Genomic DNA, 19,003 nt, shown 5'->3' with positions numbered 1-19,003 from the left:
TTTTGCGTGGTGATTATAAAAGCGGTAAAAAAATATTACTTTTCTTGACCAATTGGTCAGCAATTATACACGCATATAAGAGAAGCTCAATAATAACCAACAAGCAAATGCTGGTATTAAACGCTAATGAACACTGTCATGCTGTTGCGAGAGGAATTCCATATCCAACAACCACGATCTTAGATGAAATCTGACGATGTTGCTAGCGGTCCGGCAACGAATTTAGCTAAATCGCCGCGAATTAAACACTGTTTGAACAGTGAGTAAACAACGATTAAGCACCATCGTTTAAAGTGTATACGACACAGTGTTATTAGACCCTAAATGTACCTTTGCCGTTTGTTCAAAGTTAGAGCAGTGGCAGGGCAAAAGGAGGCGTTACACATTGATATTTGCTAGTATTAACTCCATCAAGAGATGACAGTGACGTAAGTCTCCGCCAAAATAGACGGTAATTAACCGCTATACAAGAGTGGCGCTTGTATCTCAAACTATTCAAAACAAAAGAGAACAATTCGTGGAAAAACAGCTCGATTACGATAGCGTAAGTAATAAATTGTCTCAGCAAGGTGTAATTGTTGACGCTGCAGAAGTGCATGGCATTCTTTGCGGTATGCTTTGTGGTGGCATGTCGCTGACCGACCAAAAGTGGCTAGAAGCGTTAAGTGAAACCATTAATCAGGGTGATGCGTTTAGCGACCCTACTAAGCACCTTTTGAATAACCTTTTCAATCAAACCTGTCAGCAGCTTCTTGAGCCAGAATTTGCGCTAAATTTGTTACTTCCTGACGACCAAGCTCCGATAAATGACCGCGGAGCTGCACTGATTAATTGGGTGCAAGGTTTTATGCTTGGGTTTGGTCTACACCAACAAGATCTTATGCAATGTTCTGACGATGTAAAAGAAGCACTTGAAGATTTTTCAGATATTTCACGCATGGAAGAGCCGATGGATGCAGATGAAGAGTCAGAGAAGGCGCTATTTGAAGTTGAAGAATACGTGAAAATTTCAGCAATTTTATGCTTCAGCGAACTTGGTCAATCGCTGCTAGATGATCAACAAGACACGCCATCCGTACACTAATAATTTAAGGTAATAGAAGCGGCGGTAAGTCGCCATTTGCTTTAACGAGAGTTTTTTAGGGTTTTCTTTTTTATGATTAGTGCGCAAGAGTTTATCGCTAGGCAAGACCGACTACTTGCTCAGTGCAAGCCAAACAGTGTGTGTATTGTGCCAGCAGCAGGTATGGTAACCCGAAGTCGCGATACCGAATATACGTTCAGGCAAGATAGCGACTTTTGGTATCTGACAGGATTTGAAGAGCCTAATGCTTGGTTGATATTGTCTAACCACCCTCGTTATGGTGAAAGTTATCGTGCAATGGTGGTACAAGAGAAAGACAAAAGTGCAGAGATTTGGCACGGCAAACGCTTGGGAGCCGAAGCTGCACTTGCCCGATTTAGTCTAGATGAAGCGTTTGAGTTGCAAGAACTTGAAGAAGCGCTGTTAGCGTCAATTCAGGGTCAAGACAATGTGTACTTTTCGTTGGGGCACAAGAAAGACAATGACCTGTTATTTACTGAGGCACTAAACACCTTGCGCGATGCGCCTAAAGAATCATTGGCGCCAAGGGCGATTCACGACTTACAGCCTATTTTACACGAAATGCGTTTATTCAAGTCAGCGTGTGAAGTGGCCATGATGAAAGCGGCGGGTGAGATAAGCGCACGTGCGCACAAGCGAGCTATGCAGTTCGCTGCGCCTGGTTGTTACGAGTACCAGCTAGAAGCTGAAATTCACCATGAATTTGCCATGGCGGGAGCCCGTTCACCCGCTTATAGTACTATTGTTGGAAGCGGCGATAATGCGTGTATTTTGCATTACACGCAAAATAACGCGCAGGTAAATGACGGTGACTTGATCTTGATCGACGCAGGTGCTGAATATCAAGGTTATGCTGCGGATATCACGCGAACGTTTCCTGCAAATGGAAAGTTCAGCCACGCTCAGCGCGAAATTTACACCGTTGTATTAAAAGCGCAAAAAAGCGTGTTAGACATGTTAGCGCCTGGCGTCACCTTGTCACAAGCCATGTTACATAGCGTAGAAATTATTACTCAAGGTTTAGTTGACCTTGGCGTTCTTGAAGGTAGTGTGGCAGAAAACCTTGAAAATGAAACGTGGCGTCAGTTTTACATGCATGGTTTAGGGCACTATTTAGGTCTAGATGTGCATGATGTAGGCAACTACAAAATTGACGGTGAAGACCGTCCGTTAAAGCCTGGCATGGTGATCACTGTTGAGCCCGGCATTTACATTAGCCAAGACAGCAACGTGCCGGAAAAATACAAAGGCATTGGTGTAAGAATTGAAGATGATGTGGTGATTACTGCGACGGGTGTCGATATTCTTACTGCAGATGTGCCAAAAGACATTGATGAGATTGAAGCACTTATGGCTGAAAGCAGAGCCTAGTTGTCAAAATTTGCTAAGTCTACCAAGGTTTGAAAAACTGCGATAAGTGTGAAATACGGAATTTTGGTTTAAGTTACCGGTTTAAACTAGCAGTTTAAATTACGCTAAAAACTAGCCTTTAATATAAAGAAAAAATCTCAGAATTAACGCTTTTAATAATTATAGCCTCTGGGCAACAGGAAAATAAAAACAGTGGAATCGGCAGCAGCGGTTGACGTAGTAATTATTGGTGGTGGTATTGTCGGTACTGTATTAGCCAAAGCACTCGCAGAGAAAGTATCTCCTGCAAACAGCTCTGGCTTATCTGTCACCCTAATTGATGCGGCTGACCCAGAGCAAACCAGCAAAAGCTTTGTCGACTTTAACCCTTTTACCGACACCCGTGTTATTGCCTTGGCAAGGCGTACCGTTGAAGAACTGTCTCACATGGGGCTAAACCTTGATGATGTAGCTAAGCAGCACAACGGTGAGTTACCTCCTCAAATTAAGCATATTGAGGTTAGCGACAAGGGGCACTTGGGGCTATTAAACCTTCAAAGCAGTGACTACCACATTGACGCGTTTGGCCAGGTGGTGAGCTTAAGCGCACTAACGCGATTGGCGGCAGGTGCAACCTCAAGCTACCAATATATCGCACCTGCCAAGGTAACGAACGTAAAGCAGCAGTCTAATTTTGTAGAGGTGCAGCTAGATAGTGGGCAATCGCTTACCACAAAGTTGCTGGTACTAGCCGATGGCGGTCGTTCAGGATTAGCTGACCAGGTTGGCATTTTAAAAACAGTCGATGATTATCATCAAACGGCCATTGTTTTTAACGTGCACACTCAGCTCCCCCATGAAAACAGAGCTTACGAGCGTTTCACTGAGAACGGGCCACTGGCATTCCTTCCTTTTGATAGTGAAATCGATGATATCAAGGCTAGTGGAAACGGCTTTTCTGTTGTATGGACAGTAGATACCGACGCCTCAAAGACCTTAATGGCGTTAAGCCAAAGTGCATTCATCCAAGCCTTACAGGAAGCGTTTGGCTATCGACAAGGCAAAGTACTTAGAGTTAGTGATTTAGCAAGTTACCCCTTAGCGCTTACGAAGGCGCAGCAAGTTGCTAGTCATCGCACCGTGGTGGTAGGCAATGCGGCACAGGCGCTACATCCTATTGCAGGGCAAGGATTCAATCTAGGCTTACGCGACTTAAGTACTTTAGTGTCTGTGCTGCAAGCGTCAGCGGAAAAATACGCAGAGCAATCAGAAGTGGGGAATTCGGAAAATGCTTTGCCAAATGAAGGGTTAACGTCATCGTCAAATTATGCTCAGGATGACACAAACAATGAGCAAAGCGATACAATCGCATCCGCTAATTTCGATGCAGGTGCTTTTAGTATTACTCAGCATTACGCCAATTCGCGTAAGAATGACAGGGATAACACGATAGCCCTGACAGATACGCTAGTTCGCACCTTTTCAAACCAGTATTTTCCAACGGTAATTGGGCGCAATGTGTCGTTATTGGCATTAAGCATGATGCCCCAGGCGAAAAAAGCGTTTGTTAAACACACGACGGGCTATGGCGAAACACCACTAAGAAAAAGAGATAACAATGCAGCATGTTGATATAGCGATAGTGGGCGGCGGAATTGTAGGGTTAACCCTTGCAGCGGCGCTTAAACACAGTGAATTGAGCATAGCAATAGTCGATAAAGCGGCGTGTTATCAGACTCTGGACGAGAAGCCTACGGCAAGAGTGAGTGCCATAAACCAGGCTAATATTAAAGCGCTGCAACAGTTTGATGTGTGGTCGCATTTGCAGCAAGACCGCGCCAACCCTTACACCGACATGCATGTATGGGACAAAGATAGTTTTGGCGACATTCACTTTTCATGCGATGAAATGGGCAGTGATGCGCTTGGCGTGATTGTAGAGAATCAGGCTTTAGTCAATGCACTGTCTAAATCTGTGGAAGCGCAGCCTAATGTGGAGTTGATCACCGCGGGTATTGATAGAGTATTAGCTGGCCCAAACCAAACCATGCTGATGCTTGATAATGATGACGTGCTAAGCTGCAGGTTGTTAGTAGGCGCCGATGGCGCAAATTCGTTTGTCAGAAAGCAGGCTGGCTTGCCAATTACATTTAAAGACTACGAGCATACGGCGATTGTCGCTAATATCAAAACGGTAGAGCCGCATAATAATGTGGCGAGACAAGCGTTCACACCAACAGGACCGCTCGCGCTACTGCCTATGTCTGAGCCAAATGTATGTTCCATTGTATGGTCGCAAACGCCAGAGCAAGCAAACTCATTAATGGCATTGGATGACGCTGCGTTCTGCAATGCGTTAACTGCGGCTAGTAATAGCGTTCTTGGCACTATTTCGCTTGAAACCAAACGCGCGGCTTTCCCGTTGACCATGCGTTATGCACGCCAGTGGGCGAAAGACGGTGTGGTGCTGGTAGGCGACGCAGCGCATACCATTCACCCGCTTGCAGGGCAGGGCGCTAACTTGGGAATGCAAGATGCGCTCGCACTGGCGGAAACCCTAAACAACTTAAAGGCGTCGGGCAAAGACATTGGTTTGTACAAGCACTTACGCAGCTACGAACGAAGCCGTAAAACAGAAGCCACGAAAATGATTGCCGCAATGGACGGCTTTAAATTCTTATTCGACGGCGACGACCCCCTCAAAAAGTTGCTCAGAGGAATCGGTCTTTCAGCCACAGACAAACTCAGCACCATTAAAAACGCCTTCGTCAGCCATGCCATGGGCCTATAAATCCAAAAAATGGGGTCAGAGTACTTTTTTCGCCACCCGCGAATAGTGGGGTCAGAGTACATTATTGGCTTTCCCTATTACAAAACCGAATAAATGTACTCTGACCCCATTCTTGTGGTTTAGTCGTTTCGGCATTGAGATAGTCAGCGGTACAGGATACTCTTCGGTATCCTTTTTTATTTGTACCAATGGCTTATGTTTACTTATCTTTGCAAACCTTATCGCGCCTTTTCCTTTGTCTGCGCCGCTTCCGTACTTACTTCTACTTTAATGACTGGTTCGGCGAATGCCGAAGTACCTGCTTCCACTTTAGCCTCGGTTGAATCGTCGGCGACAACAAAAAGCAAAAAGATGACGCTGAGTAATGCCTCTATCGATTTGGATGTTTATCGTCAGCACGTTAAAACACTGGCAAGCGATGAGTTTGAAGGGCGAGGGCCTTTGTCGAAAGGTGAAGAGAAAACAGTCGATTACTTGGTAACCCAATACAAAAAGCTAGGGCTGAAGCCAGCCTTTGGCGATAGCTATACCCAAGCTGTGCCGTTAGCCAAAATAACGCCGAAGAACATTTCATCGTTAAAAATAGGCGGGCTTGATTTTAGCGCAGGCAGCGACTTTACCGCCCGAACTCAGCGCATTGTTAATGACTACTCACTTACAAATAGTGACGTAGTTTTTGTGGGTTATGGCATTAATGCCCCAGAGTACAATTGGAATGATTACGCCGGCCTCGATGTAAAAGGAAAAACCGTTGTCATGCTGGTAAACGATCCGGGTTTCGCTTCTAAAGATCCAGAGCTTTTTCAGGGCAATGCAATGACTTATTACGGTCGCTGGACATATAAGTACGAAGAAGCAGCCAGGCAGGGGGCAGAAGCGGTTTTCATTATTCATGAAACCATGCCAGCGGGTTACGGGTGGGGCGTAGTCGAAAACTCTAACTCCAATACCAAATTCAGTTTAGTCGACGACAACAACAATGCTTCACAAGTCGGTGTAATGGGTTGGCTTCATTTAAATGCCGCAAGACAGCTATTTGAAAAAGTGGGTATGGACTATGGCGAGCTTAAAGACAAAGCTTCAAAGCCAGGATTTATGCCCATCGCGCTAAACACAAAAGCATCATTGGGCTTTACCAATACTATTGAGCGTGCCGAGTCGCAAAATGTTGCGGGTATTTTAGAAGGAACAGATAAGCCAGAAGAATGGGTAATGCTTCACGCTCACTGGGACCACCTAGGCAAAGTTGAAAAGAACGGCCAAACCACTATTTACAATGGTGCGGTAGACAACGCGTCTGGCGTAGCAGGTGTGCTTACATTGGCAGATGCGCTTTCAAAACGCGAAGAGGGCTTTGCGCGTACACTAATGTTTAGCGCGTTTACCGCCGAGGAAACAGGGCTACTCGGTGCCGATTATTTTGCAAATAACCCGCCGGTACCAACATCGAACATGGTGGCTTTTTTAAATATCGACGGCATGAATGTAAACGATGACGTCGATTACATCTTGCAGTACGGAGAAGGCTATTTATCTATTGAAGATGATTTAGCAACAGCTGCCGCGTTACAAGGGCGAACGGTCAAAATGGATCCGCGACCTCAAAACGGGTTGTTCTTTCGCTCAGATCACTTCGCGCTTGCTAAGCAGGGCGTGCCTTCAATTTTGTTCATGAGCTTAGGCGATACCGACCCTAGCTTTATCGCCAAGCGCTACCATAAAGCAGATGATGACTACCTTCCAAGCTGGACATTAGGTGGTGTGCAACAAGACCTCTCACTTATCGGCTCTATGCTGAACTATTACGCCCAAGGCAATGTATGGCCATACTGGAAACGCGACTCTGATTTTAAAGACAAGCGCACACTGGCAATGGAAGCGAAAGAGGCAAAGTAATTCACGCTTAACTGTAGGTAGCGATATAACAAGGTAAAGCGACGCTAATGAGTTGGATTTTATTTACGTTGGGCGCGGTTGTTATGCAAACCGTGCGCAATGCACTGCAGAGCAAGCTGAGCGGTGCAGTTAACACCTCTGGGGTGACGCTCTCTCGCTTTATCTTGGCTCCGCCAATAGCCCTCGTCTATTTAATCATTCTCTACAGCAGTAGCGCCAGTCAAGTGCCTGAGTTCTCAGGCTCTTTTATTACAGTGATACTGTGTGCTTCGCTACTTCAAATAGCGGCCACTTCTTTAATGGTGATTTTGTTCAAGCAGAAGAATTTTGCCATTGGCGCAGGTCTAGCGAAGAGTGAGGCCTTGGTGGCCGGCGTTGTAGGCATGCTCTTTTTCGGAAGTTATTTAACGCCCCTTGGGTGGGCGGGCATAGTAATAGGCGCAATAGCAGTATTTGTGTTAAGCAGCGGCAATCGGCTCCATGGCATTAGTGTGAAAACCATGGTAATAGGTCTTGCTTGCGGTACCTGTTTTGCGCTGACATCACTGTTGGTGCGCGAGGCTAGCCATATGCTAAATGTTCAGCATACAGTGGCTGCTGCTTGGGTGTTGTTATGGGTGCTATGTGTACAAACGATAAGTTTAAGTGGTTATATTGCGCTAACTAAACCCTTCGTGTTCAGACAGCTAACCAACGCTAAAAAGCAGGTGCTAGCGATTAGCACGGTAAGCTGTTTGGGCTCAATTTGTTGGTTCACCGCTATGGCATTGCAACATGTGGCGCTAGTAAAAACGCTTGGGCAGTTAGAGGTGTTACTTACCTTGATACTCTCACATTACTGGCTAAAAAATGCAGTCACAAAACGCGAAATTGCTGGCTTACTTCTTATTGGGCTTGCCGCCATCTTTGTTATGTGGGCATAAAGTAATGACAATATTAAACACTGAAGTTTTTAGTACAAAATCAATTGAATGTTATTTTCATAGAACAAAAAAGTGCTAAACAACCTTAATTAAAACGACAGGAAGGGAACATGGATAAGCGACATTTCTTGAAATTAGCGGGCGCTAGCTTTGCGCTTGCGCCTGTGGCTGCTATGGCTGCAATTAATCAAACTAATGCAACAGACATTAACAGTTTAAGCGGGCTAAGTAATATCACCGCAGATGCAAAGCCGATTACCACAGAAGAACGCAAAGCGCGTATCGAAAAAGCGCAGTCGCTTATGAAAGCCCAAAATATTGCGGCAATTTTGGTCGAGCCTGGCGCTGCTATGGATTATTTTTCAGGGATTAAATGGTGGCGTAGTGAGCGCTTGACCGCGCTGGTTATCCCTCAAAAAGGTGATATGGCGGTGGTTACGCCATTTTTCGAAAAGCCAAGTGTGCTTGAGTCATTAGCTATAGGCGATGATGTAAGAGTGTGGCAAGAGCATGAAAGCCCGTTTGATGTCGTAGCCAATATTTTAAAATCGCGCGGTATAACAAGCGGCAATATCGGGTTTGAAAGCAGCGTACGCTACTTTGTAGTTACCGGAGTCAGCCGAGCGCTGCCAAACATTAATATTGTTCCCGCAGAGCCAATTACCCTTGGCTGTCGCATGTACAAAACGCCCAGTGAGTTGGCTCTTATGCACAAAGCGAATGAAGTGACCTTAGAAGCCTACGAGTTTGTTTTCGATAATCTAAAGCTTGGTATGAGTCAGCAGGACGTTAAAAGCTTGATGAACACTGCACAGCAGCGCTTGGGTGGCAGCGGTACATGGTGTTTGGCACTGTTTAACGATGCAAGTGCTTATCCTCATGGCACAAATGCAGCACAAACTATCAAAGAAGGCTCGGTGATCTTGCTAGACAGCGGTTGCAGCGTGCACGGTTACCAAAGCGACATAAGTCGTACTTTGGTATTTGGCAAGGCGCCTCAGAAAGTTCAGGACGTATGGCACACAGTAAGGGAAGGGCAGAACGTAGCATTTGCCGCAGCTAAAATTGGTGAGCCAGCAGGCAAAGTGGATGATGCAGTGCGCCAATTCTACGCCAGCAAAGGGTACAGCAAAGACTATGCATTGCCTGGGCTAAGTCACAGAACAGGTCACGGTATCGGCATGGAAGGACACGAGAGCGTTAACTTTGTGCGTGGTGAAAATACGCCACTTAAAAAAGGCATGTGCTTTTCCAATGAGCCAGGTATCTATATTCCGGGTGAATTTGGTGTTCGCTTAGAAGACTGTTTGTACATGACTGAAACAGGTCCCGCTTACTTTACCGAACCGCCAGAAAGTTTGGCCAAGCCGCTGGGTAAATTGCTGAATTTAAAAAGCTAAATAAGAAGTTAATAAACCTGTCTCTCAAAATTTTTATTAGCTGTTACACTTAAAATAATTACCTAAGTGAATGATGGATAAACTATGCCTGAAAGAAAATTTAGATTGGTTACGCGAAGTGATTTCGATGGACTGGTATGTGCAGTTTTATTGAAAGATTTAGACTTAATTGACGATATTCTGTTTGTTCATCCGAAAGACATGCAAGACGGTAAAATTGATATTACCGAGAATGATATCACGACCAACTTGCCTTACGTTGCGGGTTGCCATATTGCCTTCGACCATCACTTAAGTGAAACAGTCCGTAATTCAGGTGACATTGAGAATCACATTATTGATCCGAAAGCGCCGTCGGCGGCGCGCGTTGTTTACGACTATTACGGTGGTGCAGATAAATTTCCCAATATCTCAGTAGATATGATGGAAGCGGTAGATAAAGGCGACTCTGCGCAATTTTCAAAAGAAGAAATTTTGGAGCCTACCGACTGGGTGCTAATGAATTTCATCATGGATGCGCGAACTGGGCTTGGTCGTTTCAGAGATTTCAAGATCTCTAACTATCAGCTAATGATGAAGCTCATAGATGCGTGCAAAGACCACAGCATTGACGAAATACTGCAAATGGAAGACGTGGCTGAGCGCGTGAGTTTGTACCACGAGCACAATGAAATGGCGAAGGCGCAAATTGCCAAGTGTTCTACCGTACACGATAACCTCGTGGTACTCGATTTAACCGAAGAGGAGACCATTTACGCCACGAACCGCTTCGTTATTTATGCCATGTATCCAGACTGCAATATTTCTATTCATAAAATGTGGGGGCTTAAAAAGCAGAACGTGGTGTTTGCGATTGGTAAGTCCATTACAAATCGTAGCTCTAACACCAATGTGGGGGAGCTGTGTTTGAAGTATGGTGGCGGCGGTCACATGAATGCGGGTACCTGCCAGGTTGAAACCAGCAAAGCCGAAACTGTACTCGGCGAGCTTATCGACACCATCACAAGCGACGGCTAACACTAACTAGCATACGGGGGAGGGGCAGAAAAAGTACTCTGACCCCTTTTTTACTGGGTTAGCCTCACTTTAAAGAATTCTGCGAGGGTTTTGCTGATAACGGGGTGTTGGGTGTCTTGGTTAAATAGGCAAATGTTGACCTTGCCTAGCTTGGGCAGGTGCGGGTGATTTAGCACGGCTAAATTGGCCGGTAGGCTCGATTTTGCTAGTGCTGTTACACCAAGCCCTTGCTGAATGGCAGCAACCAAACCACCCAAATCGGCGTTGGTGTAGCTAATTTTCCAAGCGAAGGTTTGCTGTTTTAGTTGTTCAATTACCCGGCTTCTGTACATACAGCCATCTGGCGCTAGCACTAGTGGAATGTTGTTTCCCACTAATGGGTGAGCGGTGTCGCCTACCCATACCACATCGTCTTCTAAAACAACTTCACCTTCGGTTTGCTCCCCTGGGTTTACCAATGCCAGTATTAAATCGAAGTGATCTCGTTGAGACGGGTGAAGCAGATCGCGACTTAGCGCAGACGTTACTTCTAACGATACGTCTGGGTAACGCTTTGAGAATTCACCAATTAAGCCCGGCAGCAGGGTAGAGGCAAATTCGTTGGGAATGCCCAAGCGTAATCTACCGCTTAGTGGCGCAGGAGTAAGGCTTCTAAAAATGTTGTCGTTAAGTTCTAGTAGCTCTTTCGCTTTTGGGTATAACCAGTTTCCATCGGCGCTAGGTACATGGCGTTGACCTACTTTGGTGAACAGCTTTCGGTCTAGTTGCGATTCAAGCTTTTTGATTTGCAAACTAATAGCTGGCTGAGAACGACCTAAAAAGTCGCCTGCCTTTGCATAGCCACCAAGCTCAATAACGCTAACAAAGGTGCGTAAAGTATCTAGAGAAAGCTGCTTCATATTTATCAGGTTTATTAATGTAAGTGCTTTTTGTTATTGTATTTGCAAATGTATGGCACTGAAAGCCCATATTATCAACTTAGATAAGATTTACGTTGCTAGTTGTATAAAGCACCCACGAATACGCCCCTCAAGTATCGCAAGACAACGCAGAGTCAGTGTAATCACGTTTATGAATTCACGAATTCAAGCTATTAAACGTAGCAAACTACGTTAAGCTAAGCGCAATTGTGATAGGCTTTAGTAATTAAATATCGATAATATAATTAACCAATAGCAGCAAACAGTTACGCTCTAGTAGCGCTTATCAAAAAAATTAAATCAGCGTGTCGATCTAAGAAGTGTTGCGCGTTTAAAGTGAGTTACCGCGCATAGCGATGTGCTGACTAAGTATGTAATGAGTGATGTTAACTACGAGAACATGTAATGAACTCTGATTTGTATTTTATCGGCATAGATGGCGGCGGTACTAAGTGCAGAGTCATACTACAAGATAAGAACGGCACGCATCTAGGTGAAGGCATTAGCGGTCCAGCTAATATAATGCGAGACGCAGAACTTGCTAAAACCTCTATATTGGATGGGGTAGATAAGGCTATTGAGTCTGCTAATATCTTATTGGCTTCACAGAATAGCGAAATCCCAGTCACACCCATTACGCTATCACAGTGTGTAGTTGCAGCCGGGCTGGCTGGCGCTAATATAAGCACCGCAAAAGCTCACTTTGAAAACTGGCAGCACCCCTTTCATTCGCTTCACATACTAAGTGATTTACACGCTGCCTGCGTAGGTGCTCATAATGGAAAGCCGGGCGCGGTGATCATTGTGGGGACGGGGTCGGCTGGCACCGTATTTAACGAGGGTAAGTTTACAGATTTAGGCGGACACGGCTTTCCAATAGGTGATTTTGCAAGTGGCGCTTGGCTAGGTCTAAAAGCTATTCAGCACACCTTACTGTGCTTAGACAATATTCGAAGCCCTGATGACCTTGCCAAAAAAGTATGTGCAGAGCTCGGGACCTCAAATGCCGATGAGATGGTGGCTAAATGTGCTGGGTTTAGTACTTATCATTACGCGAACTTAGTGCCGTGTATGCTGCCACTTTTAAGTGAAGGTGAGCCTCAAGTTGTTCGCATTTTTAACGAAGGTGGCGAATATTTAGAAAGTATGGCTCAGCGACTTCTAGGTGATAACACGTATAATCTTGCTTTAATTGGTGGGTTAAGCAATGTGTATGTACCTTACTTTTCTAAGAAAATCCGTACGCGCCTGCAAGCATGTGAATTATCGCCAGAGCAGGGCGCTATCAAGTACGCTAAGGCAATACATGATGACCAATAACGGCAAGTAAGCCATAAGGTCACATGACAAATTTCGATGCAAGTAATGAGATAAGCGACGAAAAATCAACGTTATAAGCAGCAAACAAAACACTGCTACAACCGTACGTAATTAGGAAAATGAAAGCGCAATGATGAAGACAATTTTAGCCGAAAACGTTTTGATAAAAGGTAACTGGGAAAAAGACCAAGTACTCACGATCAAAGAGGGCGTAATTACTCACATCGAAGCACTTTCTAATTCACAAAAGCAGCGTGAAGAAATTTCTGAGCGCGTGTCTAACAGGCTTATTCCTGGGTATGTAGATACACAGGTGAACGGCGGCGGTGGCGTAATGTTTAATCACGCCCCAACGTTTAAAAGCATAAGCACAATGTCCAAAGCCCATCGAAAGTTTGGTACCACCACATTATTCCCCACGCTTATTACCGATAACATAGCAACTATCGAAAGCGCCGCCAATGCGGTAAGTGAAGCAATAGAGAGCCGGCACCCAAGCGTTGAAGGAATTCATTTTGAAGGGCCACACTTAAGCGTTGAGAAAAAAGGCGTACACCTTTCAAAATATATACGGCCATTAACCGACAGAGAACTTGCCACCTATACCCGAAAAGATCTTGGCAAGGTAATGATTACCGTAGCACCAGAAAATACCTCGTGTGATGTTATACGGGACTTAGTAAACCAAGGCGTTATTGTAGCGCTAGGGCACTCTAATGCACCGTTTGATATTGTGCAGCTTGCGATTGAAGCGGGAGCTTCTGGATTTACACATTTATACAACGCCATGTCGCCGTTTACCTCTCGTGAACCTGGTATGGTTGGCGCAGCGCTTCTAAGCAATAACACCTGCGGCATCATTGTTGACCATCAGCATTTGCACCGTAAAGCGGTTGAGCTGGCTTTCAAAACCAAAGGGCCTTCGCAATTAATGCTGGTTACCGATGCCATGGCCCACGTAGGAGCTGACGAAGAGGTTATAGATTTTTTCGATACCCATATTACTCGTGTGGGAAACAAACTTACTACACCTGATGGCACACTCGCAGGAAGTTGTTTAGACATGCATGGCGCGGTTATTAACTGCGTTAACGACATAGGAATTTCGCTAGAAGACGCGAGCTATATGGCAAGTGCAACACCGTCTATGTTTATGGGTATTAACGAGACACTAGGCAGCATTGCAGTAGGGCAGCGGGCGAACTTTGTAGAGCTAAGCGAAGACCACGCAATTGCAAACGTTTGGCAAAATGGTGAAGTGTGCGTTTAGCACACTTGCTATTGAACAACTTTTAACAGGCTACTAATCAGTATTTAAACATTCCTTCCACCGTCCTCAACAATTGCGTAGCAAGCATTCAGCAACGTTTCAAAAGAGCTGAGTATTGAATTGTCACTGCCCGTTCCAAACACCATCTGATATTTAGCTGTTTCAGGTTCAATAGTCTCGGCTGCGATCTTCGTTAAACAATCTGAATGCATCAGTAAGCGGTTAAATATTTGCTTTCCTCATGTTTTCTTAAAAATACATTTGCTTTTTAAATGTATTGATAAAAATTTCCAATTTGTTGCATAAACGTTAGCTCACTATACTCAGTTTCGTTTTCTACCTTTCAAATTAAAAAGAGTAAGTGGAATGTCTAGTACCACCGCCCTACACGCAAAGCACCTAGAAGCCGGTGCGAAAATGGTCGATTTCTTCGGCTGGGATATGCCAATTAACTATGGTTCACAAATTGAAGAGCATCACGCTGTGCGTCAAGACGCCGGTATGTTCGATGTGTCTCACATGACCATTGTTGACGTAAAAGGCGCGCAAGCCAAAGCTTATCTTCAGTACCTTTTAGCCAACGACGTGGCAAAACTAAAAGACAAAGGCAAAGCGCTATACAGCGGCATGCTTAACGAAGAAGGCGGTGTTGTAGACGACCTTATCGTTTATCACTTCGACGAAACTAACTATCGCCTAGTAGTTAACTCAGCAACGCGCGAAAAAGACATGAACTGGTTAATGAGCAAAGCAGAAGGCTTTGACGTAACCATCACCGAGCGCCCTGAATTTGCCATGATTGCCGTACAAGGCCCTAACGCAAAAGAAAAAGCCGCTAACCTGTTCAGCGCAGCGCAAAAAGAAGCGGTAGCGGGCATGAAGCCATTCTTTGGTGTACAAGCAGAAGACTTATTCATTGCTACCACAGGTTATACCGGTGAAGCAGGCTATGAAATTATGGTGCCAGCTGAGCAAGCGGAAAACTTTTGGCAAGCACTACTAGACGCGGGCGTTAAGCCATGCGGCCTGGGTGCTCGCGACACCCTTCGCCTAGAAGCAGGCATGAACCTATACGGCCAAGATATGGATGAAACTGTATCACCACTAGCCGCCAACATGGGCTGGACAATTACATGGGAACCGGCTGATCGTGACTTCGTAGGGCGTAAAGCACTAGAAGCGCAGCGCGAAGCGGGTACCGACAAGCTAGTAGGCTTGGTGATGACTGAAAAAGGCGTGCTGCGTCACGGTCTTAAAGTGAAAACAGAAAGCGGCGAAGGCGTTATCACTTCAGGTACGTTCTCTCCAACTCTAGGTCACTCAATTGCGATGGCACGAGTACCAAGTGATGTTGGAGAAACAGTAGAAGTGGAAATGCGCAAAAAGTGGGTTACAGTAAAAGTGGTTAAGCCCTCCTTTGTTCGCAATGGAAAAAGTGTTTTATAAGTTAACAGAGAATAACAGGAACGATTATGAGCAACATCCCAACTGATTTACGCTATGCCGCTACGCACGAATGGGTTCGCCCTGAAGGTGACGGTGTTTTCACTGTAGGTATATCTGAGCACGCACAAGGCTTACTTGGCGACATGGTTTTCGTTGATTTGCCAGATGTTGGCGACGCAGTAAGCACTGGCGACGACGTATGTGTTGCTGAATCGGTAAAAGCAGCGTCTGACGTTTACGCGCCAATTTCAGGTGAAATTGTAGCAATTAACGAAGACCTAGAAGATTCACCAGAACTAGTTAACTCTGACCCATACGGCGACGGTTGGCTATTCAAAATTAAAGCTGACGATGCGGCTGAAGTAGAAGGTCTACTTGACGCAGAAGGCTACGAAAACAGCATCGACGAAGAGTAATTCGTTACGCAGTTTTAAAAGAACCATAATTTGAAAAGGGGCATGAAGATAATTCAGCCCCTTTTTAACTTAAAGATTTAACGCGCCCTTGCGGCAACCATTACGAGTGCTTAACAACGTTATGTCGAATACTTCCCCTACATTGGCTCAACTAGAGCAAAAAGATACATTTATCCGCCGTCACATTGGTCCGGGTAAAGGCGAAATTGAAGAAATGCTGTCTGCTATTGGTGCAAGCTCACTAGACGATTTAATTGAGCAAACTGTACCGGCAGGTATTGCGCTACCAGAGCCACTAAAATGTGGTGAAGGGGCGACAGAAGTTGAAGCATTAAGTGAACTTAAAGCCGTTGCACAAAAGAACAAAATTAACCGTTCTTTCATTGGTATGGGTTACTACGATACTCACGTACCAAACGTTATTCTTCGCAACGTGCTAGAAAACCCAGGTTGGTACACAGCGTACACGCCTTACCAGCCAGAAATTGCTCAAGGTCGTTTAGAAGCTATTCTTAACTTCCAACAAGTAACCATTGACCTAACTGGCTTAGAGCTAGCATCGGCATCATTACTTGATGAAGGTACAGCGGCAGCAGAAGCCATGGGCCTTGCTAAGCGCGTATCTAAGAATAAAAAATCAAACGCTTTCTTCATTGCTAACGACGTTCACCCGCAAACGGTTGACGTGGTTGAAACTCGCGCTGAAATGTTTGGTTTTGAAATCATCAAAGGTGCGGCAGAAGAAGCGGCAGAACACGACGTATTCGGTGCGCTACTTCAATATCCAACCTCTACCGGTGAAGTAAAAGACATCAGCGACATCATTGCTGCAGTACAAGCGAAAAAAGGTATTGTGGCAGTAGCCGCTGACCTAATGAGCTTAGTAATGCTTAAGTCGCCTGGCGAGCTAGGTGCAGACGTTGCACTTGGTAGTGCACAGCGCTTTGGTGTACCTATGGGTTATGGTGGCCCACATGCGGCATTCTTTGCTACACGCGACAGCTACAAGCGTTCACTACCTGGCCGTATTATTGGTGTAAGTAAAGACACCCGTGGTCGCCCAGCACTTCGTATGGCGCTACAAACTCGTGAACAACACATTCGCCGCGAAAAAGCGAACTCGAACATTTGTACAGCGCAGGTGCTGCTAGCCAACATGGCAAGCTTCTACGCGGTATACCACGGCCCACAAGGCCTTAAAACCATTGCTGAACGCATTCACCGCTTCGCCGACATTCTTGCTACTGGTTTAAACCAGAAAGGTGTAGCGCTAAAGCACAGCACGTACTTCGACACGCTAACCGTAATGGTAAGCAACAAAGAAGACGTACTAGCAAAAGCCTACGCAAAAGGCATGAACCTACGTGCTGACCTTGAAGGTGCGGTAGGTGTGTCGCTAGACGAAACTACCACACGCGAAGACATTATTGCGCTATTCGACGTACTGCTTGGTGAAGAGCACGGCTTAACAGTGGAAGGTCTGGATGCAGAAGTAACCACGCAAGACGTAAAATCTATTCCTGAAGGTTTAGTACGTACTAGCGACTTCCTAACCCACGAAGTGTTTAACAAGTATCACTCTGAAACAGAGATGCTTCGTTACATCAAGAGCCTTGAAAACAAAGATTTGGCGCTTAACCACTCAATGATTTCATTGGGTTCGTGCACCATGAAGCTAAACGCAACGGCTGAAATGATCCCAGTAACATGGGCTGAATTCGGCCAGCTTCACCCGTTTGCACCACTAGACCAAGCAGCGGGCTATCAAGAAATGATTGCCGAGCTTAGCAAGTGGCTAATTAACGTAACAGGCTACGACGCGCTTTCAATGCAGCCGAACTCAGGTGCACAAGGTGAATACGCGGGCCTATTGGCTATTCAGCGTTACCATGAAAGCCGTGGCGAAGGTCACAGAAACGTGTGCCTAATACCAAGCTCTGCCCACGGTACTAACCCAGCGTCTGCGCAAATGGTTAGCCTTAAAGTGGTAGTAGTAGCGTGTGATAGCAAAGGTAACGTAGACCTTAACGACCTTCGCAAAAAAGCGGAAGAAGTGGGTGACAACCTATCGTGCGCCATGATCACGTATCCGTCTACCCACGGGGTGTATGAAGAAACCGTACGCGAGATTTGTGACATTGTTCACCAATACGGCGGTCAGGTTTACATGGACGGCGCGAACATGAACGCGCAGGTGGGCATTACGTCACCTGGTTTCATTGGTTCAGATGTATCGCACCTTAACCTACACAAGACCTTCTGTATTCCACACGGTGGCGGTGGCCCAGGCATGGGACCAATTGGTGTTAAGTCGCACCTTGCGCCATTCCTACCTAACCACACGGTTGTTAACGTAGAAACCGCAGGCAAAGATTGTGGTGCGGTATCGGCAGCGCCATGGGGCAGTGCATCAATTCTGCCTATTAGCTACATGTACATCAAAATGATGGGTAGCGCAGGCCTACGCCGTGCAACCGAAGTAGCTATTCTTAACGCTAACTATGTGGCTAAGAAGCTAGAAGGGCACTTCCCTGTGCTTTATAAAGGCAACAATGGCCGCGTAGCGCACGAATGTATTATTGACCTTCGCCCGCTTAAAGAAGCAAGCGGTGTAACCGAGCTAGATATTGCGAAGCGCCTGAACGACTACGGTTTCCATGCGCCAACCATGAGCTTCCCAGTAGCGGGTACGCTTATGATTGAGCCAACCGAGTCGGAGGCGAAGTACGAATTAGACCGTTTTATCAACGCCATGGTTAGCATTCGCCAAGAAATTGCAAAAGTAGAAAGCGGTGAGTGGGATGCCACTGACAACCCGCTTCATAACGCACCACACACGCTAGCGGATATCTGTGATAGCGACTGGAATCGCAGCTACGACCGCATGTTAGCGGCGTACCCAGTACCAGAAGTACACAGAAACAAGTTCTGGCCAACGGTTAACCGTATTGATGACGTTTACGGCGACCGTAACCTGATCTGCTCTTGCCCTAGCATTGAGAGCTATGTTGAGGAGTAGGTTGGTTCAGCAGCGTTGCTGATAAAGCTTGATTGATTTGGAAGGCGAACCGGATGGTTCGCCTTTTTTGTTTTCAAAGCTCTAGGAATTAAACGGTTGCTTTTAGAGCGGAGTGGTTCTCCTTCTGTTG

14 protein-coding genes are annotated in these 19,003 nt (G+C 45.8%); 13 read left to right on the top strand and 1 reads right to left on the bottom strand.

Going from position 1 to position 19,003, the window contains the following annotated elements:
* Positions 1 to 517 precede the first annotated feature (517 nt).
* From RJ41_RS06715 to RJ41_RS06680, 8 genes are all read left to right on the top strand, one after another.
* A complete protein-coding gene (locus tag RJ41_RS06715; protein WP_039218554.1) occupies positions 518 to 1,084 on the top strand; it encodes a UPF0149 family protein in 567 nt (188 codons plus the stop codon).
* Between the two features lie 72 nt (positions 1,085 to 1,156).
* Complete coding sequence (gene pepP / locus RJ41_RS06710) at positions 1,157 to 2,476, top strand: Xaa-Pro aminopeptidase (protein ID WP_039218551.1); 1,320 nt, start codon at positions 1,157 to 1,159, stop codon at positions 2,474 to 2,476.
* Positions 2,477 to 2,668: 192 nt separating this feature from the next.
* The gene (locus tag RJ41_RS06705) at positions 2,669 to 4,087 is read left to right on the top strand and encodes an FAD-dependent monooxygenase (protein ID WP_039218548.1); all 1,419 of its coding nucleotides are present in this window, start codon (positions 2,669 to 2,671) and stop codon (positions 4,085 to 4,087) included.
* On the top strand, positions 4,074 to 5,246 hold the full coding sequence (locus RJ41_RS06700; RefSeq protein WP_039218544.1) for an FAD-dependent monooxygenase: 1,173 nt from the start codon (positions 4,074 to 4,076) through the stop codon (positions 5,244 to 5,246). Before RJ41_RS06705 ends, RJ41_RS06700 begins: the two co-directional genes overlap by 14 nt.
* 351 nt (positions 5,247 to 5,597) lie before the next feature.
* Entirely contained in the window at positions 5,598 to 7,142 is a 1,545-nt protein-coding gene (locus tag RJ41_RS06695) for a M28 family metallopeptidase (RefSeq protein WP_039218541.1), read from the top strand.
* A gap of 47 nt (positions 7,143 to 7,189) precedes the next feature.
* On the top strand, positions 7,190 to 8,065 hold the full coding sequence (locus RJ41_RS06690; RefSeq protein ID WP_039218538.1) for an EamA family transporter: 876 nt from the start codon (positions 7,190 to 7,192) through the stop codon (positions 8,063 to 8,065).
* A gap of 110 nt (positions 8,066 to 8,175) precedes the next feature.
* Positions 8,176 to 9,465, top strand: coding sequence for a M24 family metallopeptidase (locus RJ41_RS06685; protein ID WP_039218535.1), 1,290 nt, complete (start codon positions 8,176 to 8,178; stop codon positions 9,463 to 9,465).
* Between the two features lie 84 nt (positions 9,466 to 9,549).
* A complete protein-coding gene (locus RJ41_RS06680) occupies positions 9,550 to 10,482 on the top strand; it encodes a DHH family phosphoesterase (RefSeq protein WP_039218533.1) in 933 nt (310 codons plus the stop codon).
* 50 nt (positions 10,483 to 10,532) lie between these two features.
* On the opposite strand, the gene RJ41_RS06675 is transcribed toward RJ41_RS06680, so the two are convergent.
* Positions 10,533 to 11,381 (bottom strand): LysR family transcriptional regulator, encoded by an 849-nt coding sequence (locus tag RJ41_RS06675; protein ID WP_039218530.1) that lies wholly within the window; start codon positions 11,379 to 11,381, stop codon positions 10,533 to 10,535.
* A gap of 426 nt (positions 11,382 to 11,807) precedes the next feature.
* On the opposite strand from RJ41_RS06675, the gene RJ41_RS06670 reads away from it, so the two are divergent.
* From RJ41_RS06670 to gcvP, 5 genes are all read left to right on the top strand, one after another.
* Positions 11,808 to 12,722, top strand: a complete 915-nt coding sequence (locus tag RJ41_RS06670) for a glucosamine kinase nucleotide-binding domain-containing protein (protein WP_039218528.1) — start codon at positions 11,808 to 11,810, stop codon at positions 12,720 to 12,722.
* A gap of 130 nt (positions 12,723 to 12,852) precedes the next feature.
* A complete protein-coding gene (gene nagA, locus RJ41_RS06665) occupies positions 12,853 to 13,992 on the top strand; it encodes an N-acetylglucosamine-6-phosphate deacetylase (protein WP_240485749.1) in 1,140 nt (379 codons plus the stop codon).
* Between the two features lie 366 nt (positions 13,993 to 14,358).
* On the top strand, positions 14,359 to 15,438 hold the full coding sequence (gcvT, locus tag RJ41_RS06660) for a glycine cleavage system aminomethyltransferase GcvT (RefSeq protein ID WP_039218525.1): 1,080 nt from the start codon (positions 14,359 to 14,361) through the stop codon (positions 15,436 to 15,438).
* Between the two features lie 26 nt (positions 15,439 to 15,464).
* On the top strand, positions 15,465 to 15,854 hold the full coding sequence (gcvH, locus tag RJ41_RS06655; protein WP_014950360.1) for a glycine cleavage system protein GcvH: 390 nt from the start codon (positions 15,465 to 15,467) through the stop codon (positions 15,852 to 15,854).
* Positions 15,855 to 15,975: 121 nt separating this feature from the next.
* A complete protein-coding gene (gene gcvP, locus RJ41_RS06650; protein WP_039219168.1) occupies positions 15,976 to 18,873 on the top strand; it encodes an aminomethyl-transferring glycine dehydrogenase in 2,898 nt (965 codons plus the stop codon).
* The last annotated feature ends 130 nt before the right edge of the window (positions 18,874 to 19,003 follow it).

Origin of the sequence: Alteromonas marina, assembly GCF_000808575.1 — a bacterium.
In the GTDB taxonomy this organism is placed as follows: domain Bacteria; phylum Pseudomonadota; class Gammaproteobacteria; order Enterobacterales; family Alteromonadaceae; genus Alteromonas; species Alteromonas marina_A.
Note: the sequence above shows the minus strand (reverse complement) of the source record. Positions and strands in the feature narration are given on the sequence as shown.